This is a genomic window from Rummeliibacillus sp. TYF-LIM-RU47 (assembly GCF_008638315.1).
In the GTDB taxonomy this organism is placed as follows: domain Bacteria; phylum Bacillota; class Bacilli; order Bacillales_A; family Planococcaceae; genus Rummeliibacillus; species Rummeliibacillus stabekisii.
The window spans coordinates 83,525-109,565 of sequence record NZ_VVIR01000003.1 but is presented as its reverse complement, the minus strand read 5'-3'; the positions used below and the strand labels follow the sequence as shown (position 1 = coordinate 109,565).

Sequence of the window (26,041 nt, the reverse complement as noted above, 5' to 3'; positions counted from 1 at the left end):
TCTTCAATCTCTTCGGAGGTTGGAGATTTTTTTATTTTGAATGGATGGTGGGTTTGAGTTGAAAATAATCGGTTATAAAAAGAGTTGGGGAGAGATATGAGCGAGCAGATAAAAACTAAGGAGAGAGTAGAAATTAAAAAAGTACTACATGCTTCATTGATTATTTTAAAAACATCTATACTGAAAGATAAATTTCTTAAAAAAGGGCAATATAAAAACATATATAGCGCTTGCTTAATTAAATGCTTTTATAAAAGATTATTTACCGAAGAGGAGTTGTTTATGTGGATCAGGACAATTTAACAATAGAGCCAGGCGATATTAATGTTGTAAATTCGAAAAAAACACGAAAAGCAGTAGTAGCGACGGGCATTGGAAATGCGATGGAATGGTTTGACTTTGGTCTGTATGCTTATTTGGCTGTTACGCTAAGTGAACTCTTTTTTACAGGTGTAGGTAACAGTGGTCTGCAATTGATCTTTACGTTTGGTACTTTTGCTGTTGCCTTCCTCGTGCGGCCAATTGGGGGAATTATCTTTGGGCGGATAGGTGATCTTCATGGGAGAAAAATTGTATTAAGCGTCACCATTATTATGATGGCCTTTTCAACTTTGATTATCGGTCTATTACCTACGTATGAAAAAATTGGTGTCTGGGCACCCATTTTATTGTTGCTTGCCCGTATGATTCAAGGTTTCTCCACAGGCGGCGAGTACTCTGGCGCCATGGTATATATTGCAGAATCTTCCCCTGATAAGAAGCGAGGAAGGTGGGGAAGTGGTCTTGAGATTGGTACTCTCGTCGGCTATATTGCAGCCTCAGGCATTGTGACTTTACTGACAGTATTCTTATCTGATGACCAAATGAATTCCTGGGGATGGCGATTGCCGTTTCTGATTGCTGCACCGATCGGGCTGATTGGTTTGTATCTTCGTCGCCATCTAGAAGAATCTCCAGTTTTTGAGGAGATGGAACAAGCGCAGGAGGATGCATCACAGCCAACCTTTAAGGATATTGTGAAGCATTACAAGAAGGATTTACTGTTAAGCATAGTGATAGTTGCCTTTTATAATATTACCAACTATATGATTTTATCTTACATCCCATCTTATTTGACTGAGACGCTGAAGATTAATCAAACGGCTGGGTTAATTATTTTGCTTATTGTAATGGTGCTAATGATTCCGCTTGCGTTATATTTCGGACGGCTTAGCGACCGTATAGGCAACAAGAAAGTTGTGCAAATCGGCTTAATTGGCTTATTAATCTTTGCCATCCCAGCTTTTTGGATGATGGGAACAGGCAGAATAGGCTTCGTCTTTGTTTCCATTTTGCTGCTCGGCCTGTTTTTAAGCTGTTACGAAGGTACAGTGCCTTCTTTGTTGCCATCATTATTTTTCACAGATGTTCGTTACCGTGCATTAGCAGTATCGTTCAATATTTCCGTCTCCATCTTTGGAGGAACGACCCCGCTTTTAGCTTCATATCTTGTTCATGCGACCAATAATACTCTCTCACCTGCTATTTATTTAGTCGTCGTCAGCTTGATTGGCTTGATTGTATTTACATGGTTATTCACTAGCACTTCTGGGATTGCCCTAAAAGGTTCATACCCAACGGTCGATACAAAAAAGGATTTCAAGGATGTTCTGAGACAAGACCCGGAAGAGGCTTTATGGTGGAAGGATGAAACCATTGAAGCGAAAGAGAACAATAAAACAGAAGGTACCTAAATAAAAAAGGCAATGCAGAATCGTCTGCTTGCCTTTTTTTGTTTATTAAATGTCGACCAAATTGTTATTGTATTTTCATCTAGGATACGTTAGCATTAGCGTTATTAACTGAATTAACAAAAAATTAGTAGTGTATGATTAAAAGAGTAATTGGAGAGTCGGGATTATGAAGGGAATGAATAGAAACAAAGGCCTTATACTTGTCATTATCGGAGCAGTGCTATGGGGGATTAGCGGCACGGTTTCACAAAAATTATTTCAGCAATATCATGTCAATGTGAATGGACTTGTGACGATACGGCTACTAGTAGCAGGTGTCTTACTTTTGGGGATGCAATCATTTAGAAGTACACGTTCCCACGTTTTTGGCGTATGGCGAAACAAATGGAGTGCCCTTCGGCTAGTGATCTTCGGGCTTCTCGGCATGCTTGCAGTTCAATATACATACATGGCATCCATCAAACACGGTAATGCCGCGGTGGCGACATTGTTGCAGTATTTAGCGCCAGTAATGATTATTCTTTACTTATTGCTCCGTAGACAAACAGTTTTTTCACGACATGATGCAGTAACTGTTTTGCTTGCATTGATGGGCTGTTTTTTACTACTGACGAATGGATCAGTATCCAATCTATCAGTGTCACCTGTTGCCGTTGCTTGGGGCCTATTATCTGGGCTTGCTTTGGCCTTTTATACTTTATATTCTGTGCCTTTACTTGCTCAGTTTGATTCTCAGGTGATTGTTGGCTGGGCCATGATTATTGGCGGAGTCGCACTTAGTTTGATTCATCCGCCGTGGCAAATGGACTTTTCAAGTTTTTCCCCAGTTGCATATATGTACTTGCTATTCGTTATTGTATTCGGCACGATGATTGCATTTTGGTTTTATATCGAAAGCCTTCAAAGTCTCTCCCCAAAAGAAACCAGCCTTTTTAGCAGTTTAGAACCCTTGGCAGCAGTACTTACAACTGTATTTTGGTTAAAAGAACCCTTTGGTATCTTTCAGTGGGTTGGAACGCTCTGTATTTTTGGAATGATTTTGTTATTGGCATTTCAAAAGAAGCCTTCTTCTAAAGCAGAGAAAGTTGCGGAAACAAATTACGATGAAAAGAGTGATGTGGAATAATGATTACGTTCAAAGATATCGATCGGCATAATTTTATGAATGTCATTAATTTAAAAGTGGCAGATGAACAAAAAAACTTTGTGGCATCGAATTTATTTTCACTTGCCCAGGCAAAAGCTTATCCGGAATGTATTTGCTTAGCTATCTATGCTGAGGATGTTCTAGTCGGTTTTACTATGTATTGTATTGATGCGGATGACGGAGAGTATTGGATTTACCGTTTAATGATTGATGCGCAATACCAGGGGAAAGGGTACGGGAAGGCTGCTATGAAAAAACTGATGAGCTTAATCCAAGAAGATACAGCTCATCATATGATTTATCTAAGCTTTGAGCCAGAGAATGAAGGAGCAAAAGCACTGTATGAAAAATTGGGCTTTAAAGGCGATGGTAGAGTAATCGAAGGGGAAATTGTGTATAAGTATAGCTATTAATAGTTGTATGGAAAAAATTTGATTTAAACAGTGTAAAAACGGGAATCTACCTAATAGATTCCCGTTTTTTATTCTATAGAGAAGTTGTTTTTACCGTCTTGTTTGATGCGATACATAGCATTATCGGCCTTTGTAATGAGAGAAAGAAAATCTTTACCGTCATCCGGATAAACGCTAATTCCAATGCTGCCTGTCACACTAATTGTATGACCTTCAATTTCAAATGGCTGCTTAAAGGCCTCTAAGATGCGTTGTGTTTTTTCTTTTATGCTTTCTATATCCCAAATATCTTCTAAGATGAGAATAAATTCATCTCCACCATAGCGGCAAATAAAATCGTTCTTCTCTACATAGCTTTCTAAGTGTGCAGCTGTCATGACAAGCAATTGATCGCCGATTTCATGGCCAAGCGAATCATTAATGCTTTTGAAATTATCCAAATCCATGAATAAGAAAGCAACTCGTTTCTTGTCAGTCGTATCTTCAATGATAGTTGCCATTTTTTTATGCAAAAAGCGTCTGTTAGGTAAATTTGTAAGCTGGTCATAATGAGCTTGGTTATAGATAACCTTTTCTAGCTCTTTTCTTTCGGTGATATCGTGTGCAATAGTTGACAGGAATTCCACCGTACCATTTTCAGTTTTGTGAGCGACTAGCATGTGGGAAACCGGAATTTCAATTCCATCACCATTTATAATGGTTGTTTCACCTTTCCAATAGCCTTTTTCTATTGCTGTAGGAATGCCTTCGTTTTTAATAAAATCAGTCATCCATCTACTCGTTACAGATTGAATATTTCTCTCCGTAATGCCAAGGATGTTGCGTGCGGCTGGATTGTAATAGAAGCTATTTCCGTTGATATCTAAAGTTGCTATAAAGCTAGGCGAAGCATCTAAAATTTCTATTAGCTGTTTCTGTTTTTGTTCTATTAGTTTTCTTTCAGTGATATCCCGGTCTACCCCTATATAGCCAATACATTCACCTTCGTCATTTAAAATAGGAGAGCCGCTCGTTTCTAAAATGACTTCATGGCCATCACGATGCAAGTTAATATTTTCTAAGCTGTTAATTGGCAGTTTGTTCGCAACGTGATACTGAAAAATGGGTCCTATCCGCTTTCCCTCATCTGGTTCCATCAAATCGAATGGAGTTCGGCCTATTATTTCATCTGGTGTATAGCCTAAAATCTGTTCAATTTGCGGACTTGCGTAGGTATAAACTCCATTAGCATCCACTTCCCATATCCAATCACTTACTTGCTCCACAAGCTTGCGATATCTTTCATCATCTGCTTGAAGAGTAACATTACTTAATATATGTTTTTCCATAAATACCATCCTAAAATTTCTAATTGTAAGAAAGATTATAGCAAAAAATGGTGAAAACACTACTACTTTTTTTCTAAGAAATGTTAAAATTTTTTATTTTGAAAAAGTAAAGTCTTAAAATCTCTTAGTTACTGTCTAGTTTATTAAATCGCATGAAATAGAGGCATTCGAGCCGTTTGGGGAAGAATCGTATACCCATAATCTAAAACTATGTCAGCTGCTTTTTTATATTTATAAAAGATTTAGAGGTTATTTTCAGCAATTGAGGGGTAAGTAACAATATAACTTGCTTTGGAGAGAGGAGAGATGAAGCATGAAAAAAACATACATATTTACCTTGTTAGGCTTGTTATTTATCGGTTTGCTTTCTGGATGTGCAGAAAAGGAAAAGCTTAGCGATGGCACAGAGCTAGTTGAGAAAGGTAAGTTTATATATGCTGCTTCCGGAGAGTTCAAGCCATTTAGTTATATGAAGAAAGACCTTACTATGACAGGTTTTGATATTGCAGTAGGAGAGGCTGTTGGTAAGGAATTGGGTCTTGAACCTGTACAAAAAAGGATGAAATTTAAAGGGTTAATAGAAGGGATAAAAACAGGTAGGGCGGATGTTGCTGTTGCCAGTCATACCATTAATGATGCTCGTGCAAAGCATGTTGCATTCTCTACACCTTATTATTACTCTGGCCCACAAATCTTTACAAGGTCAAATAGCAAAATTAAAACAACTAAAGATCTAAAGGGCAAAGAAGTGGCGGTTGCCAAAGGTTCTACGTATGCAGACATTGCTGGTAGATATACGAAAAATGTCAAAACATACGATAGTGACATTACAGCGTTAAAAGCGCTTAGCATGGGGCGCCACGATGCAGTAGTGACGGACTTTGTTACAGGTAAAAGTGCGAAGAAGGAAGGCTTTAAGATTAAAGGCCAACAATTAATTGAACGAAGTGAACAAGCTATTGTATTGCCGAAAGATAATCCGAAGCTTCTTAAACGTGTTAATGAAGCGCTGGACCATCTGCGTGACGATGGCACACTTGCTAAAATCAGCAAAAAATACTTTGGCCAAGATATCACCAAAAAGCCAGAATAATTACTAGATATTAATAAGGAAGGAAGTGGGTAACATGCCTAGCTTTTCACATTTTTTTGACACACTTATAAGCAGCAAAGGTTTATTTATAGATGCGATGATGGTCACCCTCGAATTGACGGTTGTATCTATTTTAATCGGTATTATTTTTGGGTTATTCTTTGCCCTACTAAAAATTTCACGTATTAAAGTTCTTGGTTATATTTCAAATTTATATGTATTCCTTGTGCGCGGGACTCCGCTGATCGTACAAATCTTTATTCTATACTTTGGTTTTAGTGGTATTTTCTTAATCTCAGATTTCTGGGCAGCAGCATTAGCGCTTGCTTTCCATAATGGGGCCTATATCGCTGAAATTTTCCGCGGGACTATTCAATCTGTGGACAAGGGACAAATGGAAGCAGGTCGTTCTCTTGGGATGACTAGAAGTACGACTATCCGTCGAATTATTCTTCCACAAGCATTCCGAAGAGCATTGCCACCGCTTGGCAACCAATTCATCATCGGTCTGAAGGATTCATCATTAGCAGCCTTCATTTCCATGAATGAGCTCTTCAACGTAGCTACAACACTTGGTTCCAATAACTTTGATGAGATGACGTATTTATTGATTGTAGCTGTGTACTACTTAGTACTTGTTGCAATATTAACATTAGCTGTTAGCTTGTTTGAAAAGAAATTAGCAGTGAGCGACCGATAGGAGGTTACTAGAATGAGTGAAAGAGAAATGATACGAATTGAACACCTAAACAAGTCTTTTGGCGATTTGCATGTATTAAAAGACATAAATCTTTCTGTACATGAAAGTGATGTGGTTTGTCTTGTCGGGGCATCTGGTTCTGGGAAGAGTACATTATTAAGATGCTTGAACTTTCTAGAAAGAAAGGATAATGGAAATATCTTTATTCAAGGCGAAAACATCATCCCAAAAACGCATGATATGAATGAGGTAAGACAAAGAGTTGGCATGGTTTTTCAACATTTTAACTTGTTCCCTCACAAAACAGTCATTGAAAATATTATAGAAGCACCAACCGTTGTAAGGAAAGTATCAAAAGATGAGGCAATTGCTGAAGCAAAAGAATTACTTAAGAAAGTGGGACTTGAGGACAAAGCAGATGTCTATCCAAGCAAACTATCCGGCGGTCAAAAACAAAGGGTAGCGATTGCTAGAGCACTTGCAATGAAACCAGACATTATGCTTTTCGATGAGCCAACATCCGCGCTAGACCCTGAACTTGTTGGTGAGGTATTGGCGACGATGAAAGAATTGGCCGATGAAGGGATGACAATGGTTGTCGTAACGCATGAGATGGGCTTCGCACGTGAAGTAGCGGATTGGATTGTCTATATGAACGAAGGTCAAATTATCGAATTAGACCGTCCTGAAGAATTCTTTGAAAATCCAAAAGAAGAACGGACGAAGGAATTCCTTAAAACCACCGCGCTTAAATAAAAGAAATATAATTAAAAGGATAGAAGAGCTTGAAGTAACTTGCTCTATCTATCCTTTTTTATTTTTTGTGCCTTTTGAACAATACAGCACCAATTTATTTTTCTTTAACAGTTATATAATTTCCTTTGAAAACTATTCGGCGTGGTTTATAATTTTTGTTAACCAAATTAATTATATGGTTAACAAATGTTAATTTCTATTAAAGGGGGAAATGTACATGATTAAAGAAAAAGAGCTAGAACAATTGGCAGATCAAGTGATTAAAGGGAAGGCATTAAATAAAGTTGAAGCACTTTCACTGTTGCAAATAGGCGATAAAGATGTTTTAGCATTAATGAATGCGGCTTATAAAATTCGATCCCATTACTTTGGTAATAAAGTGAAATTAAATATGATTATTAATGCGAAGTCAGGCCTTTGCCCAGAAGACTGCGGGTATTGTTCCCAATCAATTGTTGCAGAAACGCCAATAGAGAAATATGCGTGGCTTACAAAAGAGACGATTATCCAAGGTGCCAATGAGGCCATCTCTCGCAAGGCGGGTACATACTGTATTGTTGCATCTGGTAGACGCCCTACTGATAGGGAAGTAGCCCATGTGATTGAGGCTGTAAAGGAAATTCGCGATACAACAGATTTAAAGATTTGTTGCTGTTTAGGATTTTTAAAACCAAGCCATGCTGAAGCATTAGCAGATGCGGGCGTGCATCGCTACAACCACAATATAAATACGCATCGTGATCAATACGAGGAAATTTGTTCAACACATACGTACGACCAAAGAATTGATACAGTACAAGAGGCAAAAAAGGCAGGGATTTCCCCGTGTTCTGGTGCTATTTTTGGAATGGGGGAAAGTGAAGAGCAACAGGTAGAAATGGCCTTTGAATTGCATGATTTAGATGCCGATTCAATCCCATGTAATTTCCTTGTGGCCATAGAAGGAACACCATTGGGTGGAAAAAAAGAATTAACACCTGTGCAATGCTTAAAAATTCTTGCTATGATGCGTTTTATAAACCCAACGAAAGAAATTCGTATTTCTGGCGGGCGAGAAAAAAACCTTGGAACCCTTCAACCTTTAGGGCTATTTGCGGCTAATTCCATCTTTGTGGGTGACTATTTAACGACCAAAGGACAACAACCGTTAGATGACTGGAAAATGATTGATGATTTAGGTTTTGAAATTGAGGAGTGTGCTTTGTAAAGGGAGCTTATTTATTACAATGAGGCTTAGATTGTTGGCACCCATTATCTTATCCGGAATATCTAGCAATAATTCTTTGTAGAAACAACTAGCAAGCTAGGAATCTCATCCTAGTTTGCTTAGTTTAACCAAAGCATTATGTGAAGGGTGATGATATAAAGGAAAAAGGTCATTGTCAGTTAATTTCCTTAATAAAGTAAACATTTATGGTAATATAGATCTGAAAATTGCAAATTGTAAGATCGTCTGTTTAGAAAGAGGGAGAAAAAGTGGCATATTGTAAAGCTCGACAGGCAGAAATCTATTATGAAGAGATAGGTGATGGCACACCAATTTTATTTATACATGGATTTACACCTGATCATAGATTAATGAGTGGTTGTATGGAACCAATATTTACTTCAAGGGATGGATGGAAAAGGATTTATGTCGACTTACCGGGAATGGGACTAACAAGGAATTATAAAGAAATTAGTAATACCGATGATATGTTAGAAACGCTTATAGATTTTATTGAAGTAGTCCTTCCTAATCAAGAATACATAGTTGTAGGAGAATCTTATGGTGGCTATTTAGCAAGTGGACTTATTGAAAAACAAAAAGATAGTATAATTGGGGCTGCTTTTATTTGCCCTGTTATTATTCCTCGACAAGGCAATAGAGACGTTGAGAAACATACAATATTAAGAAGAGACGAGGCATTTATAAAAAAATTATCAAAGGAAGAATTAATGGACTTTAGTAGTAATCAAGTAATACTTGATGAGTACAATTGGTTACGCTATAACAACGAAATTTTAGCAGGATGTAAAATTGCAGATGAGCAATTTTTGGAGAAAATTAAGAATAACTATGAATTAACAATTAAAGTCCATCAAACTATTTTTTCTCGACCTAGTTTATTTCTTTTAGGTAGACATGATTCTTCTGTGGGATATAGGGATGCGCTTAACATTATGGAATACTATCCAAGAGGAACATTTTCAATTCTGGATAATGCAGGTCATAATTTGCAAATCGAGCAATCCACTCTATTTAATTCATTGATCAATGAATGGTTAGATAGAACAGAAGGATTATTATAAGTTCAGTCTAATAAATAAAAAAAGGTACATCACTAAATACATGTGATGTACCTTTTAGCTTTTGCTAATTATAACACTACATTCATTTAACTATAATTTTGCAGTTATATTCCTACATTTTTGGTGTAAGCACCGTTAGACCGTCTTTCTAGCCTAAAAATAATGGTAGCCCCGTTGCCAAGAAAATAATTGCCGCGAGTATTATCCAAGAAAGCGGGTGAGCCCAGTTATTTGTCCAGCCTACGCCAAATCGTTTTTCCAAAAAGATAGCTGGGTCATTGCGATTGAAATAAAAGACTCCTAGCTTCCAATGTTGGTCATCATCTCGATCAATTAAATCTCCATTTACTGTAGAGACCACACTTCGAACACGGCTTCCGCCTTGCCCTGTTGAGATCGATAATACAATAGCTCCAATGCAAATGACTAAAGTAAAGAGAATCGGTACATATAGTTGCAACTTGCTGTCAATATGATAAAAAAGTGATAGCTGTGGCACCGTTAAAATAAGAATCAGTGCAAGGCCTGTTAATATAGTAAACAATGACCATCTGCGTCGAAAGATAATGTTTTTTTGCAAAGACTCCTTAGGATTTGCAGAAGATACCTGTTGTTTTGCTTTTGCAATCACGACATTAATGAAGAGCATCAATAATGTTAGATAGATTTGTAAAATCGGCATCAGCATGACAGAACGATAAGATTTGGTCGACCAGCTTGTAACTTCGCCATTAAAGTCATACTGCATAGGAAAACGAGAAGGAATATCATCAAAATGTAATAATGTAAAAATCAATGTGGCGAAAGATATGGCTAAATGAATAACAAACCAGTAGTTAGAGTAAGTGAGCTTTTGATGTCTGAACTGTGTATTAATAGTAATCTTTTGAGGCTTTTTCACCCAATCAGGATTTTGAGCTTTTAACTTTTTCATCTTCCCATGAAAGAAAAGATAAAGGGCAAAGGATGCCGCAAGGAAAATGAATATCATGGCAGTGTACAAGCCGGCGATTTTATTCTCGCTCATACCTGAACCTAACCATGCAAGAATGGCAGTTAAGATAATGGCAAGGACACTGGTTGACCAAGCGTATGTTTTACGCATTTGTTTAATGTTAGATTGTACATAAACCTCTTCAGGAATGGAAACACCAAAGCTTTCTGTCTTACGTGTCCAATACGGAATAAAGATAGTTGGAATAAATAATGGAACCAACATAAGAATTAAAAAGATGAACATCAACTATCACTCCTTTTCTCGAAATCCTTATAAATTTGTAAACAAAGTTTTTGAAACTCATCAAGGGATACATCCCTGCAAATACTTTCGGCTATTAAGGGACGGAGCTTGGCAGATAGCGTAGTGTAGTAGGATTCATCTGCTTTTTGAACACCATCCGGGTGGATAACCACGCCTTTTTGCCGATGAATCTGGATAAAGCCTTCTTGCTTTAATTGTTGGTATGCTTTATTGACGGTATGAAGATTGATACCTAGATCTGTGGCTAGGGATCTGACAGACGGCAATCCTTCACCTGGCTTTAACTCTTTTTTAGCGATTCCTTCAATAATCTGTTGTTTTAATTGTGTATAAATGGGTTCTTCAGTTTCAAGATCAAGAGAGATAAACAAACTTTTCACACTCCTTTTTTGTGTTAACTGTTATATATAATGTATAACAGACAAACAAAGGTGTCAACATATTTTCTGAAAAATAAATCCATCCTATTGTTTAGTGAAAAAAAGGGAAAGTAAGTGGACATAAGTCCAATCGTAGTTAGTAAATGAAGTGTGTGTTTTTAAAGTTGTTCAAGATAGGTAGTGAATCAGCTAGACGATTTTTGAACCTGGAGGGTGACAATTAACGAGTGAGCAGCGAAGAAATTTAGGATGAACTATAGTCAAATGTATACTTTTTTAAGATTCCCTAATACTAATTCAGATTATCTAGTTAGCAGGAAGGGAAGAGAGAAATTTGGCAAAGCACTCAGATACAAGCTGGAAACAAGACCATCCCAGCACATTATTCGGTAATTCTGTACAAAAGGCAGACCGCATGTTAAAAATTGCGAAGTCTCATCCAGAGGAAATCGCGGTTGAGCATGCATTTGATCAAATTGCGCACAGCGAAAATGCGAAGAAAAATGCAGAGGAATATGGAGAGCATCTTGATATGGTAGAGCTAAATGCAAAACAATTGGAGCTCATCAAGAAAGATCTGGAGCAAGTACAAAAGATGATTAAAGAATAATAATGTAAAATCCCCACCGGAAAAAAGGTAGGGGATTTTTAAATATTTTTAAATCGTGATGTTAGTTTTAATGATCTTTTGAAGAACTTCGAACGCTCTCTGCAACCAATTGAAAGTCCTCCAGAAATTTTGACCATAGATTTGGACGTCGTCTTACCGCGAAAGGATGATAGGCGACAGTAGTTTGAAAACCTCGCACATCGTAAAATTTCCCTCGTAATGTTTTCACATCTGCAGCTTCATCTTGAAAAAAAGACTGGACTGCCACATTCCCAAGACAGAAGACGAGCTTTGGATTTGTAATAACCAATTGTTGTTGGAGATGTTGGAGACAGATTTCGCGTGTTCTTTCTTTATCATATGCTCGCTTTGGCTTTCTTTTAAGCACATAGGTGACATAGAAATCATCTGCTGACAATCCCGATTCATGTACGGCTCTTTGCAGCGTTTGGCGTGTAGTACAAACGTAAGGGCGTTCTTCTCGATCTTCTCGTTCTCCAGGGTTATCCAATAGGATAAGGATAGGTGCCTTCGGATTTCCCTCGCCCCAAATCATACGAGATCCTTGCTGGAAGAGGCCACAGTCCTGGCAGTTTTGCTGGCTTTCCGGTGTTGGGTCTTCTGGCCATAAGCAAAAATTCAACTAATCTCCCTCCCTTATGTGTATTTTTGTATTTAAGTTATATTGTGCTCATTTGTTTTAAAAAAATAGCCTTACTTATAGAATTATCCTTGACCCTTACGCAACGGAAAGGCTTATGATTTTTATTAAAGAGAAGGGAGGGTGTGGAATGGAATATAGCGTGAAAGAATTAGCGGAGCTGTCAGGAGTGAGCAGTCGAACACTTCGTTATTATGATGAAATCGGCCTTTTAAAACCAGCGCGCTGGAGTGAAGCAGGCTACCGAGTTTATGAAGAAAAGGAAGTGGATTTGCTACAGCAAATTTTATTTTATCGCGAACTGGGGATTGAATTGAAGGAGATTAAGAGAATCGTATGTGATCCTTCTTATGACCAACTGGAAGCGTTAAAGGGCCACTATCGAGAATTAGAGCAAAAGCGCAATCATCTCGATCAATTGCTTAGTACGGTAAGACAAACAATTAGTAGCAGGGAGAGGGGAATAAGAATGAGTGATCCAGATAAATTTGCAGGTTTCAAAGAACAATTAATAGAAGAAAACGAAAAAAACTACGGCAAGGAAGCACGTGAAAAATATGGTGAGGACACCATTGATGAGAGCAATGATAGATTGCGGGATATGTCGGAAGAGAAGTTCGAAAAGATGAAGGCTCTTGAAGCGGATATTTTACAGTTGCTGAAAGAAGCTTACGCGACGGGGAATCCAGCATCGAAGAAAGCACAAGAGCTAGCTGATAAACATAGACAGTGGCTGCTATACTCATGGAAGAGTTATTCAAAAGAAGCGCATGCAGGGCTAGCGGAAATGTATGTGGCAGATGAACGGTTCAAGGAATATTACGAGAAAGTGGTTCAAGGTGGAGCACAGTTCCTAAAAGAGGCTATTTTAAACTATGTTGCAACAGAATAAGTTTATGTGGGGCGCATTCCTAATGGGAATGCGCTTTTTTTCATTCTTTTGTATAAAACCATTTAAATTTAACCATTCCTTTACTTACTAAAGTTATCATTGATATAATTTAAAAGTTATATAAGCATAAGATTCTATCTGAATACGTAAAATCGCTTCATCAGAATGATTTCTTTTTTAATAAAGCGAACCGCACCTGAAGTCTGGCGGGGACGATTCGGACGTACATGCTAAATTCAGTTGATATAGGAGGGGAAACATGGACAACTTAAACAATATCGTAAATAGCACGAATGAGTATCTCTATTCATATGTATTGATTATTTTATTAATCGGGGCAGGTCTCTTTTTTACGATTCGAATGAAATTTATTCAATTTCGTATGATTCCTGAGATGTTTAGGCTGCTAACAGAAAAAACGCCAACAGACTCATCGGGGAAAAAGGGGATTTCATCCTTCCAGGCCTTCACCATCTCAGCGGCATCCCGGATTGGGACGGGCAATATAGCCGGGGTTGCTACAGCCATTGCTATTGGTGGTCCTGGAGCCGTTTTTTGGATGTGGATGATCGCCCTAATTGGCGGTGCCTCAGCTTTAATTGAGAGCACATTAGCACAAGTGTATAAAGTGAAAGACAAAGAAACGGGATTATATCGCGGTGGTCCAGCCTATTATATGGAGAAGGGACTCAATAAGAGATGGATGGGTGTTCTCTTTGCCATCGTAATTACATTAACATACGGCTTTGTTTTCAATGCGGTACAAGCCAATACGATTACGATTGCGTTTAAGGAAAGCTTTGGAGCAAACCGTTTAGTAGTAGGCATAATCTTGGCTGTGTTAACAGGTATTATCGTCTTTGGCGGTTTGAAACGAATTGTTAGTGTAACACAAGTTATCGTACCTGTTATGGCTATTGCCTATATTGCAGTTGCATTTCTTGTTATTCTGCTAAATATTACTGAACTACCGCATGTATTGCTGTTGATTATCAAATCTGCTTTTGGCTGGGAAGAAGCCTTTGCAGGGATGGTAGGCGCAGCGGTGATGCAGGGAATCAAGCGTGGTTTGTTCTCGAATGAAGCTGGGATGGGTTCTGCGCCAAATGCAGCAGCCACTGCTTCTGTTACGCATCCTGTAAAACAAGGATTGATCCAGACATTGGGCGTATTCATCGATACGATCCTTGTATGTACTTCGACAGCTGCCATCGTTTTACTGAGTGATGCCTATATGCAGAATGATGCAAAGTCTGTAAACCTAACACAACTTTCTTTAGTATCAAACCTAGGCGATTGGGCAGGAATATTCTTGGCTATAGCAGTATTTTTATTTGCTTTTAGTACGGTTATTGGCAACTATTACTATGGTGAAACAAATATTGGGTTTATTAAAGATTCTAAAACAGCTATGTTTATTTTCCGTATTTTAGCGGTTGGCTTTGTGTTATTTGGTTCTTTAGCTAAAGTCGATTTAGTTTGGAATTTGGCGGATCTCTTTATGGCGATGATGGCGATTATCAATTTAATTGCTATTATATTGCTATGGAAGGTTGCAAAACCAGTCATTCGCAACTACCTTGATCAACGGAAACAAGGGAAAAACCCAGTGTTCTACAAAAAAGATGTCCCAGAAGTGGGCGATATTGAATGTTGGGGAGAAGACGAAGAAAATCGTTAAACATTAGAACACATTCCATTAAGGAATGTGTTCTTTTGTTTTGTTGAGAAATAAATGATATTATTTTACGATATTTTATAAAAGCGAATTGTTATTTATTGTTAAATTAGTAATTTAGGTATTTATCTTTAAGTAAATAATTGGCGTATAATGTTTACAGACAATATATAAAGGGTAAATGTTAGGTCATATGGCTTAATAATATATAGTGAAAGCAGATTATACATATAACTTTTGAAATGATTTTATAGTAGGGTTTTTGATTTCAAGGTCTAAAAAATAGGGGAGGTAATCTTTTGTGATAGGGTGGTTTTCTTTTTTTTCAGGCTTGCTAGGTGGGGGGATTATTAGCTTAATAGTATTGGGAAATAAGATGTTGAAATGGAAAGATACTTATAATGAAAAGAAAAAAATTAGCCAATTGGTAGAAACGTCAAAAGATATTATTTATTGTTATCAAGTGAAACCGGAGAAGAAATTCCAATATCTTAGCCCTTCTATTAAAACAATTTTGGGAACAAATCCTATGCAAGAAGCTTATAGCAATCCAAACTGGTTATTTGATATTATTCATCCAGATGATTACAATCTACTCCAAAATAAGATAAATGGAAAAATAGACTACAGCAAACCGATCATTCAACGCTGGAAAAATAGTAAAGGAAAGTATATCTGGCTTGAAGAAAATGCAACACCTATCCATGAAAATGGAGAATTTATTGGAGTTCAAGGTATTGTGCGGAATATTGATGAAAAAGTCAAATTGCAGCAGGAGCTGGAATACCAGATTGCCCATGACCCCCTAACCAAAATTTATAATCGGGCCTATTTCCAGAAACAAATGAAAAAGTATAATGAACAAAAAAATGTTCCAGTGGCTATTTTGTTATGTGATCTAGATGGTTTAAAGTATATGAACGACCATTTTGGCCATGAGCAAGGCGATTCTTTTATCATTGCATCAGCAAAACTTCTAAATTACTATTCCACTAGTGAAATCATTGTAGCCCGCATTGGCGGCGACGAATTTTCAATTATTATGGTAAACGCAACAAAGGAGAGTGCGCAAAAGCTTTATAGTGACTTGCATAAAGACATTGAACAGTACAATGAAAATAATGTTAGTGTAAAAATCAGTATGTCTATCGGCCTTTCCTTTGCCGAGAATTCGTATGGACAAATGGAACATCTTTTAGGACTGGCGGATCAGCACATGTACAAGAATAAAAAGCAAAAAAAAAGAAAACGCCTATTGGTGGAGTGTTGAGTTGCATCAATCTAACCGTGTTAGCAGTATAAAGACAACAGTTTTTCTAGCGGAGGAGACAATTGTTTTTGCTGTATTAACACGATATTTTCAATCTTTTTGTACAATATTGCTACTTATTGTTTATAGATAGCTTACCGATATGATATTTAGTTTTGGAGGCATTTTCATGAATAACTTATTATGATACACTAAGGATAGAAAAAACTGATACAGAAAAGGTGTTTGATCAGGTTGCGCCTTGGTTTTATTGTGGTTTCTAAGAGGGAGCGCCTACATCCTTTCTGCAAATCTTAGGGTATAAGGAAGGTAAAAATGAGTAACAGACAAACTACTACAGATGTTATCTTAATTGGTGCCGGAATCATGAGTGCAACTTTAGGAACATTCCTAAAAGAGTTAGCGCCAGACTGGAAAATTAAAGTATATGAAAAGCTTGATAAATCAGGGGAAGAAAGTTCAAACGAATGGAACAATGCAGGTACAGGACACTCTGCACTTTGTGAACTGAATTACACGCCTGAAAAAGCGGATGGTTCAATCGACATTACGAAAGCAATCCATGTAAATGAACAGTTCCAATTATCAAGACAATTTTGGTCATTCCTTGTAAACAATAATCTTATCAGCAATCCTCAAGAATTTATTATGCCACTGCCACATATGAGTTTAGTGCAAGGCGAAAAAAATGTAGAATTTCTAAAAAAACGTTTTAAAGCGCTTTCTGAACATCCATTATTCCAAGGTATGGAGTTTTCAGATGATGCAGAGAAGCTAAAAGAGTGGATTCCAGTCATCATGAATGAGCGCGCATCTAGCGAACCGATTGCGGCTACAAAAATTGACTCTGGAACAGATGTAAACTTCGGTGCTTTAACTCGTATCCTTATTGAACAATTACAAGGACAAGGTGTAGAAGTAAACTATAAACATACGGTTGATACCATTAAACGTACAAGCGATGGTTTATGGGAAGTTAAAGTGCATAGCGAAGATGGCAAAATCGAATATCAAACAGCGAAATTCATCTTCATCGGTGCAGGCGGCGGCAGCTTGCCATTACTACAAAAAACCGGTATTCCTGAAAGCAAGCATGTAGGCGGATTCCCTGTTAGCGGATTATTCTTGGTATGTAATAACCCTGACATCGTGGAACAACACCATGCGAAAGTGTATGGTAAGGCAGCAGTAGGTGCTCCTCCTATGTCAGTTCCACATTTAGATACACGCTATATCGACAACAAAAAGTCTTTATTATTCGGACCGTTTGCAGGATTCTCTCCAAAATTCCTAAAAACAGGTTCCAATATGGACTTAATTGGTTCTGTCAAACCAAATAATGTATTCACTATGTTAGCAGCAGGGGCAAAAAACCTTTCACTAACAAAATATCTTGTTGAACAATTAATGCTTTCTAAAGAACAACGCATTGAAGAATTGCGAGACTTTGTTCCAAATGCGAAAAGCGAAGACTGGGATATTGTCGTAGCTGGCCAACGTGTTCAAGTCATCAAAGATACTGAAAAAGGCGGCAAAGGTACATTACAATTCGGTACTGAAGTTATCACGGCTGAAGACGGTTCTGTTGCAGCATTATTAGGTGCATCTCCAGGTGCTTCTACTGCTGTTCACGTAATGTTAGAAATCATTGATAAATGTTTCCCAGAACAAAAGAAAGAATGGGAACCAAAAATCAAAGAAATGATTCCTTCTTACGGTATCAAACTAGGGGAAAACCCAGAGTTGTTCAACAAAATCTTTGCTGACACAACAAAAGCTCTTCGTTTAGATGCAGAGAACAACTAGGTTTTATCATTTAGAATAATAGATTTATAGAAAAGCTTCTCACTTAGGTGAGGAGCTTTTCTTGTATTAAAACTAACTTTTGGAGTCAACAATTACAGAATATATTGACAAGTGAGAATGAGAATTGTTATCATTTAGTTAGAAGGAAATAGAGTTTTTAACTGATGAGGTAAAAAACTATATACATCAACAGTTCTTGCCGTTTCAAGCATAATGTTGTAAACGGCAGTAACCCTATAAGTTGTTCCCAAAAGACTCAAGCCACCCCCTCGGTTTGAGTTTTTTTATATGATTAAATATATTTGTCGATTTATGTTTGAATTTATAAAGCTTTAGCCCTTTTCTACCGATATAATAGTAGTTGACTCTTTGGGAAAGGATTATGGTGCTAAATTTGAACAGATTATTTCAGTTAAATAGTATTAGAAAGAAAATTGTATTTGGCTTTTCAATTGTGATAGCCCTTGTTGTAATATTGGGTGTATTTAATATTCTTGCCATCCAAGCACTCAATAAAAATACGAATGATATGGTTAAGAAGGAAATTCCCTTGTTAAAACTTGATGAGCAAATGGCTTTAAATATGTCTGAAAGAACTTCATTAATCCGAGGGTATATTTTGTATGGAGATGCAAGCTTAAAGGATGAGTTCAAGAACCAAATAGATGAAAGTATCGCACTTGAGAATAAATTGCTGAAGTTAAGCAACTCTACACAAGTCAAATCCTTAATTGATAAAAAGGTGACGTGGGGAGAACAAATAAATCGTGTGATTGAAGAGTATGATAACGGCAATAAAGAAGAAGCAAAGAGAATCATGGCGACAGAAGTAAAGCCGCTTGAAAAAGAAATAATGGATGGCTTTAAACAATTATCAAAGGATAGAGAAGAGAAGATAGCCAAAAATGGAGAAGAATTCGCTTCATACGGAACATCCTCACTTATATTTATATTAATCCTTACGGCTGTTGCGGCTATTGCTGCAGTGTTAATTGAAATTAAAACCGTACGCGTTATTTCCCGTCCTATCATTGGTTTAGTAGCTAGAGTGAAAGAAATGGCTAAGGGTGATTTAAGCCAAGAAAAAATAGAACCTACATCGAATGATGAAATTGGAGAACTAATCCTGGCGACGAATGAGATGAACGAAAATACAAGACTAGTCTTGGAAAAAATCAACTCATTATCTAATGTTGTGGCAAGTAGAAGCGAAGAATTAACACAGTCTTCGATGGAAGTCAGAACGGGTACTGAGCAGATTGCCACAACTATGCAAGAGCTTGCTTCTGGTGCTGAAACGCAAGCAGATAGTGCGAGCAACTTAGCTATGATTATGGGATCTTTCGCTGAAAAGGTAGAAGAAACAAATGAAAATGGTAGTCTCATTCAACAAAACTCTGAAAAAGTACTTTCATTAACAGAGCAAGGGACTTCACTAATGACCTCAACTACTGAGCAAATGGCTAAGATTGACCAACTGGTAAAAGATGCGGTAATGAAAGTCCAAAGCTTAGATCATCGTTCACAGGAAATTACTACTTTAATATCTGTTATTAAAGATGTAGCAGACCAAACGAACCTACTTGCCCTAAACGCGGCGATTGAAGCGGCAAGGGCAGGGGAACATGGTAAAGGATTTGCTGTTGTTGCAGAAGAAGTAAGAAAACTGGCAGAACAAGTAGCACTTTCAGTAAATGATATAACAGGCATAATTATAGCAATCCAAAGTGAATCAGGCAGTGCGGTATCATCCTTGCAAGCAGGATATACAGAAGTAGAACAAGGAACAATTCAAATAGAAAATACAGGTATGACATTCAATGAAATCAATGGTGCAGTCACTGAAATGGGACAAAACATCCGTACGGTGTCAGGGAACTTGTCAGAAATTAAACGTCACACACTTTCAATGAATGCATCTATTGATGAGGTCGCTTCTGTTGCTGAGGAAGCAGCCGCAGGAGTAGAACAAACAGCAGCTTCCGCACAGCAAGCTAGTAGTTCAATGGAAGAAGTAGCCGACAGTTCAAAACATCTTGCAACGTTAGTAGATGAGCTGAATGAATTGGTTAGCCGCTTCAAGATTTAATAAAAACAAGAAAAGGAAGGTGCTGTTATGAAGCACCTTCCTTTTTGGTGTGTTTATATAGTTGGTAGATATCCTTATTTTACTTCCACTAGACCTTTTCCTTCATGAATGTATTGAACCCCTTCTTCACAAACGCCAAGAGAACGCCAGGAACAGGTTGCACAGACGGTTCCAATATCGAGCGGAACTACATTATTTTTAACCCGTGCTTCAATGTCGGACCATGTAATAGATTGTCCATATTGAAGGCCGAGTTTATCTAAAATGGCTTTATCCATTTTATAAATATCTTGGTCTTGGCAATGATATTCGCCGGATTCTGGAAATTTATCACACAGATGGTCAGGGCCTTTGACAACTTGAATTAAAGTGCTTGGCTCTTTTCTTAATGTTTGATGGAGCTTAGTCATATTTTCAACGTATTCCTCTGAATAACCCATTCCTCTATAGCCAAGGAGGCAAAAGAGGTGATGGCCTCGAAGCTTGTACATCGTCGTTTCCTCCTAAAATGTCAGTTAACCTATTATATCAAATGGTTAACAATTAGCCATTTAATTTCCGTTGAAATAGAAATTTGAGACGCCAGTTTAAGAAAGCTGAAGGAATGAAGGGTAAGACTGCATTTCGTCCATTAGCCAGCAGTGAATTTGACCACTGGGAGGCCCAGCCGATTTGGCGGGAAACTTGAATGACTTTTTTTGTATGGTCTACACGTTCCTCTTCATATTCTTGGAGCGCATCTTCTAAATCGAAGTGACGTAATGCATTAGCGAGTGTTACGGCGTCTTCAATTGCTTGGCCTGCTCCTTGACCCATATTAGGAGTTGTCGCATGTGCAGCATCACCTAACAAGACTACTCGGTCAAATACAAATCTCGAGATAGGTTTAAGATCATAAATATCATGATGAAGGAAATGCTCATCTTTTGTTTGTTGAATCATTTCAGCAACGTTTGGCGGGAAGTTTCTGAAATGATAGGAGACTTCACGCTGAGTCAAAGTGGCAAAAAAGTGACTTTTTTCTGCTGCTTTCATGCATGCAAACCAGTATAGCTGGTTGCCATTCATCGGGGCGAATCCGACTCTGCCTTCAGAACCCCAAATCTCATAGGACGTTTGCTCATCAATTAATCCATTGTTCTCTGTAATGCCGCGCCAACATGTATAACCAGCATAGCGAGGAACACTATTAGGAATGTAGTTTTTTCGGATGAGGGAATGAATACCATCTGCTGCAATAAGAAGGTCTGCCTCCACTTTTTCACCATCATCAAATGTTGCGGTGACTTGATTGTCATCTTGTTCTACCTGCACTAACCGTTTGTTGAATGAAATCCATTCCTTAGGGATATGGTGATAAAGGATTTCATGTAGCTTTCCTCTATGAATCGTAATATTTTCTTGCCCATATTTATTTTTAATTTTTTTAAAATCAATCGAGTTCAAGATATTGCCGTCTTTATTAAGAAATAGCTGTGTAGTGAGTGGTGTACCAAATGCGATTACATCTTCACCAATACCAAGCCCCATCAATGCTTCTAGTGCATTGGAGCCAATACCGATACCTGTACCTAACGGCTTGAAATCGGCCGCTTTCTCATAAAGATGCACCTCTGCCAGCTTTGAAAGAGTGAGGGCTGCTGTAAAGCCACCAATACCACCGCCGATAATAATAATCTTCATGTAGCTACCTCCCTTGTTTTTGTATGTTAATATATGACATATTATAGCACGAGATAGAAGTACTGTATGACTTGGTTGTTTCAAATGGTAATATGCCTTAAGATAAAAGAATGATAAGAAGTGAGGAGTTTTTAAATGGAAAATAATGATATCCTGATTAGGCTTCGATATGCCTTGGATCTTAAAAATCAAGAAATGAAAGAGATTTTTAAATTGGGAGGCAAAGAATTTACACAAGAGGAGATTCTTAAGATTCTTACAAAGACTTCCGAAGAGGAAACAGATGATAGCCAATTGAAAGTAAATGATAAAATGATGGCATTCTTTCTAAATGGCCTTGTGACATTCAAAAGAGGCAAACAAGATCCAAAACCGGGACAAGCGCCAGAAGCTCCCCAAGTACAAGAACATGTCAATAATATGCTATTGAAAAAAGTAAAGGTTGCTTTACAGCTGACGACTGAAGATATGCTCGAAATTTTAGATGAAGGCGGAATTGCTGTGTCAAAAGGCGAACTTGGGGCCATACTACGGAAAGCAGGACATCGTAATTATAAAGAGTGTGGCGACAATTTCGCGCGGAAGTTCTTAAAGGGCTTAACGATTAGATTAAGAGGGTAACAAGCAAAAAGCGTCTAATGACGCTTTTTGTTTTGCACAGATATTTACATTCCACTTATGGAAGACGGAAAAAACGTCTCGTATTTTCTGTGGCTTGCTGAGCAAGTTCTTCAACCGATACTCCCCTATATTTAGCAACTTCCGAAACAATATGCGGAAGGAAGGCTGGTTCATTTCTGCCGTTTTTAGGTTTTGGCGTCAGTGTGCGAGGTGTCAGATAAGGTGCATTTGTTTCCACCATTAAGCGATGTAGTGGAATGAATTTTACTGCCTCCTGCAACTCTTTCCCACGCCTCTCATCGCAAATCCAACCTGTTATACCAATATGGAAGCCCAACTCTACATATTGCTGCACTTCTTCAGCGCTCCCTGTAAAACAATGAACAACAGAACGGTTAATCAAGTCTTGGTGGTTGTCCATTATTTCTAAAAACCGCTGATGAGCATCCCTTACATGAAGAAAGAGAGGCAAGTCCATTTCCCGTGCAAGGTTTAATTGGGCAATAAAGCAGTCCTCCTGTATATCTTGAGGTGAGTACATACGATTGAAATCAAGACCGCATTCACCGATAGCCACCACTTCTTGATGGTTAGCCAATCCACGTAACTGTTCTATTGACTGTCCATTAAATTCAGAAGCAACGTGTGGATGGATACCCGCTGTGGAAAAAAGAGTGTTAGGGAATTCTTTTGCCAATCGAAGGCTTTTTTGGCTTCCTTTTATGCTTGAACCAGTCAGAATCATATGAGTGACTCCACTTGAAACCGCACGTTCTACGACTTCTTGTGTATCCTTTGAAAAACGCTTGTCCGCAAGATTAAGCCCAATATCTATTAATGAGTCCATGTTATCCCTCCTAAAAGCTTACCTCTATTTTACCCTAGATGATAAGGGATGTTTAATCGTTTACTCTGCTTGAGTTACTTCTGGTTTGTTTCGATTACAGTTAGCATTAACCTGTTTCCTCCCCTAAGGCTATTGAGGCTCCTCAAATTCGGTGATGGCTTTGTGATGGACTTTGTGCCTCGTTGGGATATTGATAAGGGGCAAAACTTACTCTTTCGAGAATAGTGGATAGTAAAATAGAATCATTTTATATAAAACAATAACAAAAAATACTGTATATTGCTAAAATAGTATAATAAAAGGAAGATATTGGAGGAGGGGTTCATTTTATGAAAAAGATAGCATTAGCAGCAGTTACAACAGCTATGTTACTATCTTCAGTCGGAACAACTGAGGTAATACCAGCATCAGCTGCAACTACTGTACAATTAAAAGATGGCGTACTCGTAAATAAGGTAACAGGTAAGGCAGTAGAGGGGTACAAAGTATATAATGGTTGCTTATACAAAAATGGTTCACTAGCACCTGGCTATGTTAAATATGGCAGTGGGAAAAATTTAAAACTATACCATAATGGTAGGCTTAAAAAAGGTTACTATAGAACAAAGGATGATAAATATCAGTTCCTAGATGGATCATTGATTCCAGGTAAAGATTTTTATGACAATGGCCTAGAAGAACTTTATTACCAAGATGGTGTTTTAACAAAGCGAATATATGTCAATCCTTCGGATGGTAAACTATATGAAAATACGAAGCTGAAAAAAGGCGATTATGTTATTCATAGCTTTGATGATGATGATAATCCTCATTTGAATCTTTATACCAATGGCATTTTATCCAAGGGCTATCAGTTTGCCGATTATAAAAAGAAAACGTATTTATTTAAAGACGGACACATTTCTCTTGCTACCCTTTATAAGGGGAAATTATACAAAGATGGGCTTCCAGCACCAAAGAATAAAGTTATCTCAGATGGAAAAGACACGTATTATTACAATGATGCGCTAGCAAATGGTGCTATCAAAGAGTACGTTTATAAAAATGGGAAGAGAGTACGCAATATAACGGCACAAAACTTCTTAGACAAATTAGCAGAAGTCCAAAAGCTAAGCGCGGCGACAGAAGTGAATTCTGTAACGTTAAATGCAAAAATAGCCAATTTATTAACCTTCTATACGGAAAATTACGAAACAATTTATCAAAGCTATACATTGTACGAGAAAGTGACAACATTAACATCGAAACTAAATGATTTAAAAGAAATTGTAGGGAAGCTAGAGCATACAGAAGCAACAATAGCGAATGATAAAGCAGTTAGAGAAAAATTAGGCTCTTTATATGATAAACAAAGACTTAAACATGTTAATGGGGACATTTTAGACGGCGAATATAAAGGAAATATTTACAAGAAGGGCCGTTTGATGGGTTCGCGTGAAAATGTCGACCTAAAGAATACCACTGCAGCATATAAAAAATTGTCTACTGATAAATCAGCGACAATGCAACAAACAATCGATGCTTTAACAGCACAAGTAATGGCGGCAAAGTCAGTCTTAGCAGCAGCAAAAGCACCAAAATATCCAAATTTAAAATTTAATACGCCTCAGGCAGAAGAAGTACTACGTGATAGTTTAATACAGCGTCGTGCACTAATAAAAAAAGCAGCGCAACAACATGAAACAGTAGATACAGCTACTTTAGAAAATGAACTTATTGCAGGTTTTTCAGAGCTTGGCGAAAAAATATCGTTTGAACAAGCTTCTACTACAGCAACGTACAAACCACTTGCTGCGGGGGAAGTTGCAAAGGGAACATTTGATGACAAGGGATTTGCATATTACGCTATTAATGTCGATCAAGTAGAAGGAAACTATTACTTTGTTGGAAATCATGAAGTGTCAAATCTAGCTTTTTGGATGAGTGACACAAAAGAAGCAATCAACGATAGTGATGAAGGAGTTGCGAAAAAATTACGCTATCTCGAAAAAGGTGTTTACTATGTAGCGATAAAAGGAAAACCAAATGCACTATACCGCTTCAAACTATACCAACAAACATATAACTATACGACAATGAAAGAACTTCCTTCTGGTCCAAATGCTTTAAGTACGCCTAGAGTAAAATTACCGTATTACCAATATTCAACCCCTTCAGTTGATATCAACCTAACAACGGATGAACATATCATGTTGTATGGCGTATCAAACGAAGATCCATTTAAAAGAACGGTTGAAAATATTGTGTTGACGAATAAAAAAACAGGTAAAACATATCCAGTTGTTCATATTTCGACAACACACTTCTCATCAAATGCACCAAACGGCAAGTATTCATTGTCGATTATACCTACTCAAAAAGGTGTTCCAGGACATGTGGGGATTCGCTACGAAACGACACCCCATTTAAAAATCAATAAACCAAATCAAGAAAGTCGTTTTTATACACTGAACGTTAAAAAAGATACGAAGTTTAAATTTGAGTTAACGGGTTCTGGAAAAATGCTATTATACGATCACAACCATCACCTAGTGAAAAAAGCAACCATCGCAGAAGGAACTGATAAACGGGAGTTTGTTTATACCGTGAAAAAAGGCCGTTATAGCCTCAAAGCTCCTTTGACTATTAAAGTTACACCGAAATAAAAGGTATTCGCTAATTAAATCAGTAGAAAAGGAGAATCTTGCGAAAAAAGATTCTCCTTTTCTTATGTTCAAAATTTAAAAGGAAGAATCACCCTTTATTCAGAAAAAGCAGCCTCCCCATAAGGCGGAAGCTGCT

General features: G+C 37.6%; 23 protein-coding genes. 16 read left to right on the top strand and 7 right to left on the bottom strand.

Annotated elements, in window-relative coordinates; translation table 11 throughout:
* The first annotated feature begins 284 nt into the window (after positions 1 to 284).
* From F0527_RS13145 to F0527_RS13135, 3 genes are all read left to right on the top strand, one after another.
* Positions 285 to 1,733 carry an MFS transporter gene (locus tag F0527_RS13145; protein WP_147197308.1) on the top strand — a complete coding sequence of 483 codons (1,449 nt, stop codon included), beginning with the start codon at positions 285 to 287 and terminating at the stop codon, positions 1,731 to 1,733.
* Positions 1,734 to 1,899: 166 nt separating this feature from the next.
* A complete protein-coding gene (locus tag F0527_RS13140) occupies positions 1,900 to 2,859 on the top strand; it encodes an EamA family transporter (protein WP_150285201.1) in 960 nt (319 codons plus the stop codon).
* Positions 2,859 to 3,293 carry a GNAT family N-acetyltransferase gene (locus tag F0527_RS13135; RefSeq protein ID WP_150285200.1) on the top strand — a complete coding sequence of 145 codons (435 nt, stop codon included), beginning with the start codon at positions 2,859 to 2,861 and terminating at the stop codon, positions 3,291 to 3,293. Before F0527_RS13140 ends, F0527_RS13135 begins: the two co-directional genes overlap by 1 nt.
* Positions 3,294 to 3,361: 68 nt before the next feature.
* On the opposite strand, the gene F0527_RS13130 is transcribed toward F0527_RS13135, so the two are convergent.
* Positions 3,362 to 4,621, bottom strand: coding sequence for a sensor domain-containing protein (locus F0527_RS13130; protein ID WP_190323492.1), 1,260 nt, complete (start codon positions 4,619 to 4,621; stop codon positions 3,362 to 3,364).
* A gap of 313 nt (positions 4,622 to 4,934) precedes the next feature.
* Here F0527_RS13130 and F0527_RS13125 point away from each other — a divergent pair, with 313 nt between their 5' ends.
* The 5 genes from F0527_RS13125 (at position 4,935) to F0527_RS13105 (ending at position 9,462) form a co-directional block, all read left to right on the top strand.
* A complete protein-coding gene (locus F0527_RS13125) occupies positions 4,935 to 5,714 on the top strand; it encodes a transporter substrate-binding domain-containing protein (protein WP_150285198.1) in 780 nt (259 codons plus the stop codon).
* Between the two features lie 34 nt (positions 5,715 to 5,748).
* Complete coding sequence (locus tag F0527_RS13120; RefSeq protein ID WP_066789878.1) at positions 5,749 to 6,414, top strand: amino acid ABC transporter permease; 666 nt, start codon at positions 5,749 to 5,751, stop codon at positions 6,412 to 6,414.
* Positions 6,415 to 6,426: 12 nt separating this feature from the next.
* Positions 6,427 to 7,170 carry an amino acid ABC transporter ATP-binding protein gene (locus F0527_RS13115; protein ID WP_066789876.1) on the top strand — a complete coding sequence of 248 codons (744 nt, stop codon included), beginning with the start codon at positions 6,427 to 6,429 and terminating at the stop codon, positions 7,168 to 7,170.
* A 211-nt stretch (positions 7,171 to 7,381) separates the two neighbouring features.
* The gene (gene bioB / locus F0527_RS13110; RefSeq protein ID WP_150285197.1) at positions 7,382 to 8,377 is read left to right on the top strand and encodes a biotin synthase BioB; all 996 of its coding nucleotides are present in this window, start codon (positions 7,382 to 7,384) and stop codon (positions 8,375 to 8,377) included.
* Between the two features lie 269 nt (positions 8,378 to 8,646).
* Entirely contained in the window at positions 8,647 to 9,462 is an 816-nt protein-coding gene (locus tag F0527_RS13105; RefSeq protein ID WP_150285196.1) for an alpha/beta fold hydrolase, read from the top strand.
* A gap of 148 nt (positions 9,463 to 9,610) precedes the next feature.
* Here F0527_RS13105 and F0527_RS13100 read toward each other — a convergent pair whose 3' ends face one another.
* Both F0527_RS13100 and F0527_RS13095 read right to left on the bottom strand, forming a co-directional pair.
* Positions 9,611 to 10,702 carry a DUF1648 domain-containing protein gene (locus tag F0527_RS13100; RefSeq protein WP_150285195.1) on the bottom strand — a complete coding sequence of 364 codons (1,092 nt, stop codon included), beginning with the start codon at positions 10,700 to 10,702 and terminating at the stop codon, positions 9,611 to 9,613.
* Positions 10,702 to 11,094 carry a GntR family transcriptional regulator gene (locus tag F0527_RS13095; protein WP_150285194.1) on the bottom strand — a complete coding sequence of 131 codons (393 nt, stop codon included), beginning with the start codon at positions 11,092 to 11,094 and terminating at the stop codon, positions 10,702 to 10,704. The genes F0527_RS13100 and F0527_RS13095 overlap by 1 nt, the downstream gene beginning before the upstream one ends.
* Before the next feature lie 343 nt (positions 11,095 to 11,437).
* Here F0527_RS13095 and F0527_RS13090 point away from each other — a divergent pair, with 343 nt between their 5' ends.
* On the top strand, positions 11,438 to 11,713 hold the full coding sequence (locus F0527_RS13090) for a hypothetical protein (protein WP_066789863.1): 276 nt from the start codon (positions 11,438 to 11,440) through the stop codon (positions 11,711 to 11,713).
* Positions 11,714 to 11,780: 67 nt separating this feature from the next.
* Here F0527_RS13090 and F0527_RS13085 read toward each other — a convergent pair whose 3' ends face one another.
* Positions 11,781 to 12,356 (bottom strand): uracil-DNA glycosylase, encoded by a 576-nt coding sequence (locus tag F0527_RS13085; RefSeq protein ID WP_223823608.1) that lies wholly within the window; start codon positions 12,354 to 12,356, stop codon positions 11,781 to 11,783.
* A gap of 148 nt (positions 12,357 to 12,504) precedes the next feature.
* Here F0527_RS13085 and F0527_RS13080 point away from each other — a divergent pair, with 148 nt between their 5' ends.
* From F0527_RS13080 to F0527_RS13060, 5 genes are all read left to right on the top strand, one after another.
* Positions 12,505 to 13,266 (top strand): MerR family transcriptional regulator, encoded by a 762-nt coding sequence (locus tag F0527_RS13080; protein WP_150285193.1) that lies wholly within the window; start codon positions 12,505 to 12,507, stop codon positions 13,264 to 13,266.
* A gap of 259 nt (positions 13,267 to 13,525) precedes the next feature.
* A complete protein-coding gene (locus tag F0527_RS13075) occupies positions 13,526 to 14,947 on the top strand; it encodes an alanine/glycine:cation symporter family protein (RefSeq protein WP_150285192.1) in 1,422 nt (473 codons plus the stop codon).
* Positions 14,948 to 15,245: 298 nt separating this feature from the next.
* Positions 15,246 to 16,214, top strand: coding sequence for a sensor domain-containing diguanylate cyclase (locus tag F0527_RS13070; protein ID WP_150285191.1), 969 nt, complete (start codon positions 15,246 to 15,248; stop codon positions 16,212 to 16,214).
* Between the two features lie 315 nt (positions 16,215 to 16,529).
* Positions 16,530 to 18,020: a malate:quinone oxidoreductase gene (locus F0527_RS13065; protein WP_066789854.1), complete on the top strand. Its 1,491-nt coding sequence runs from the start codon at positions 16,530 to 16,532 to the stop codon at positions 18,018 to 18,020.
* A gap of 394 nt (positions 18,021 to 18,414) precedes the next feature.
* On the top strand, positions 18,415 to 20,109 hold the full coding sequence (locus tag F0527_RS13060; RefSeq protein ID WP_223823607.1) for a methyl-accepting chemotaxis protein: 1,695 nt from the start codon (positions 18,415 to 18,417) through the stop codon (positions 20,107 to 20,109).
* A 74-nt stretch (positions 20,110 to 20,183) separates the two neighbouring features.
* On the opposite strand, the gene F0527_RS13055 is transcribed toward F0527_RS13060, so the two are convergent.
* Positions 20,184 to 20,600, bottom strand: coding sequence for a DUF1284 domain-containing protein (locus tag F0527_RS13055; RefSeq protein WP_150285189.1), 417 nt, complete (start codon positions 20,598 to 20,600; stop codon positions 20,184 to 20,186).
* Between the two features lie 52 nt (positions 20,601 to 20,652).
* On the bottom strand, positions 20,653 to 21,792 hold the full coding sequence (locus F0527_RS13050; RefSeq protein ID WP_150285188.1) for an FAD-dependent monooxygenase: 1,140 nt from the start codon (positions 21,790 to 21,792) through the stop codon (positions 20,653 to 20,655).
* Positions 21,793 to 21,927: 135 nt separating this feature from the next.
* Between F0527_RS13050 and F0527_RS13045 the strand changes: the two genes are divergently transcribed.
* Positions 21,928 to 22,413: a YehS family protein gene (locus F0527_RS13045; protein ID WP_150285187.1), complete on the top strand. Its 486-nt coding sequence runs from the start codon at positions 21,928 to 21,930 to the stop codon at positions 22,411 to 22,413.
* A gap of 55 nt (positions 22,414 to 22,468) precedes the next feature.
* Here F0527_RS13045 and F0527_RS13040 read toward each other — a convergent pair whose 3' ends face one another.
* On the bottom strand, positions 22,469 to 23,260 hold the full coding sequence (locus F0527_RS13040) for a TatD family hydrolase (RefSeq protein WP_150285186.1): 792 nt from the start codon (positions 23,258 to 23,260) through the stop codon (positions 22,469 to 22,471).
* 329 nt (positions 23,261 to 23,589) lie between these two features.
* On the opposite strand from F0527_RS13040, the gene F0527_RS17125 reads away from it, so the two are divergent.
* Positions 23,590 to 25,905: a hypothetical protein gene (locus F0527_RS17125; RefSeq protein WP_190323485.1), complete on the top strand. Its 2,316-nt coding sequence runs from the start codon at positions 23,590 to 23,592 to the stop codon at positions 25,903 to 25,905.
* Positions 25,906 to 26,041 lie beyond the last annotated feature (136 nt).